This window comes from Nonomuraea sp. NPDC049784 (genome assembly GCF_040659615.1).
In the GTDB taxonomy this organism is placed as follows: Bacteria; Actinomycetota; Actinomycetes; order Streptosporangiales; family Streptosporangiaceae; genus Nonomuraea.
Window position 1 is genome coordinate 1 of the sequence record NZ_JBFAMX010001014.1, and the last position, 2,360, is coordinate 2,360.

General features: G+C 74.7%; 3 protein-coding genes. All 3 read left to right on the top strand.

What is annotated here, in order from left to right; genetic code table 11:
* Positions 1-671 (top strand): SDR family oxidoreductase (locus AB0J09_RS62540; protein ID WP_360713687.1); only part of this gene is annotated, 671 nt, incomplete at its 5' end.
* A gap of 2 nt (positions 672-673) precedes the next feature.
* Positions 674-2,014, top strand: a complete 1,341-nt coding sequence (locus AB0J09_RS62545) for an adenylosuccinate lyase family protein (protein ID WP_360713689.1) — start codon at positions 674-676, stop codon at positions 2,012-2,014.
* Positions 2,007-2,360, top strand: a 354-nt coding sequence (locus AB0J09_RS62550; RefSeq protein ID WP_360713691.1) for a thiamine pyrophosphate-dependent enzyme, incomplete at its 3' end; no start/stop codon positions are given. The genes AB0J09_RS62545 and AB0J09_RS62550, both read left to right, overlap by 8 nt.

The window sequence follows — 2,360 nt, forward strand, 5'->3', positions numbered from 1 at the left end:
CCGAGGCCGGGGCGGAGGTGGTGCTCTCCGACCTGGAGGGCCCGCGACTGGCCGAGGCGGCCGCCGAGCTGGGCGTCGAAGCGCGCGCGGCCGACCTGACCGACCGGGCCCAGGCGACGGCGCTGGCGAGCGTGCGAGACCGGATCGACGTGCTGGTGAACTGCGCCGGGATCATGCGCACCACCCCGCTGCTCGACATCGAGCCCGGCGAGTGGCTGCGGATCGTGGACGTCAACCTCAACGCCACGTTCTGGCTCACCCAGGCCGTCGGGCGCAGGATGGCCGGGCAGGGCGGCGGCTCGATCGTGACCCTGGCCTCGGTCGCGGCCCGCTCGGGCCGGCCCAACGCCGCCCACTACTCGGCCACCAAGACGGCCCTGCTCTCCCTGACCAAGTCGGCCGCCGAGGCGCTCGCCCCGGTACGGGTGAACGCCGTCTGCCCCGGCGTCTTCCTCACCCCCATGTGGGACGAGATCATCGCCGACCGCGACAGGCGGTTCGGCCCCGACGCGGGCGAGTCCTACCTGAAGGAGGTCAGCGACCGCTCCCCACTGCGCCGCCCCGGCCGCCCGGAGGAGGTCGCGTCCGCGGTGCTGTTCCTGGCCAGCGACCTGGCGTCGTTCGTGACGGGCCAGGCGCTGAACGTCGACGGCGGACTGGAGATGAACTGACCGTGCGCCAGACGTTCAAGCTGCTGCCCGAGCTGTTCGGGGACGGCGCCATGGCCGAGGTCTTCTCGGCCGAGCGGACCGTGCTCGCCTGGCTGCGCACGGAGGCCGCGCTGGCCCGCGCCCAGGCCGAGACGGATGTCATCACCGAGGCGGACGCCCAGGCCATCGAGGCCGCGTGCGTGCTCGGGAACATCGACCTCCAGCGCCTCTGGTCGGAGGCCGTCAACGTGGGCTACCCCATCCTGCCCCTGGTACGGATGATCGCGGCCGCGCTCCCCGACGGCCCCAACGGCCGCGTCCACTACGGCGCGACCACGCAGGACATCATGGACACCGGCCTGGCCCTGCAGATGGGCGAGGCCCTCGACCACCTGAGCGCGCTGCTCGGCTCATTCGGCGACACGCTCGCCCGGCTGGTGTCCGGGCACGCGCGCACCGTCATCGCCGCGCGCACGCACGCCCAGCAGGCGGTGCCCACGACGTTCGGGGCGAAGATCGCGGTGCTGCTGGCGGAGGTGACACGCCAGCGCGAGCGGGTGGGCGACGCGGCGCGGCAGGTGCGGGTCGTGTCGCTGTTCGGCGCGGGCGGCACGTCCGCCGCGATGGGCGAGCGCTCGAAGCAGGTACGCGAGCGCGTGGCCGCCGCCCTCGGCCTCAGGGCCACCGAGGTGCCGTGGCACGTGGCCAGGGACGGCGTCGCCGAGTTCGGCGTGACCTGCGCGAGCCTGGCGGCCACGGCGGCCCGCTTCGCCCGCGAGGTCGTGGACCTGTCCAGGACCGAGGTCGGCGAGGTACGCGAGGCGGGCGGCCACCACCGGGGCGCGTCGTCCACGATGCCGCAGAAGGCCAACCCGATCGGCTGCGAGGCCGTCATCGGCATGTCGGGCACCGCGGGCGCGCTCAGCTCGGCCCTGTTCCGCGCGATGGAGGCCGGGCACGAGCGGGCGGCCGGCGAGTGGCAGATCGAGTGGTACGTGGTGCCGCTCCTGGCCGAGCTGGCAGCGGGCGCGCTGGCCACGGCCGCCGAGGTCGCCGCCGGGCTGCGGGTCTACCCGGAGGCGATGCGGGCCAACCTGGGCGCGGAGGGCGGCCTGATCATGGCGGAGGCGTACATGATGCGCCTGGCCCCGGCGCTGGGCCGGGAGAGGGCGCACGACCTGGTCTACAAGGCGGCGCACGAGGCGCGCGAGCGCGGGCGGGCGCTGGCGGACGCGCTGCGCGACGTGGCGGGGCCGGAGGACCTCGCGAGCCTGGGCGCGCTGCCCATCCCGCCCGAGTCCTACATCGGCGACGCCGAGGCCATCTGCGCCGCGGCGCTGGACGCCTGGAGAGGCGATGAGTGAGAGACGGCTCGCGGACCTGCTGGCCATGTGGCGGATCCGCGCGTTCGAGGAGAAGGTGCGCGAGCTGCGCTTGGAAGGCTCGATTGCCGGCTCGGTCCATTTGTGTGTCGGGCAGGAGGCCATCCCGGTAGGCGCGTGCGGGGTGCTGGAGCCGCACGACGCGCTGTTCGCCACCTACCGCGGGCACGGCTGGGCGCTGGCCAGGGGCGTGCCGGCGGAGCCGCTGTTCGCCGAGCTGATGGGCCGGGCGACCGGCGTGAACGGCGGCAGGGGCGGCTCGGCGTACTTCACGGCCGCCGACCACGGCTTCCACGGCGAGAACTCGATCGTGGGCGCGGGCGCGCCG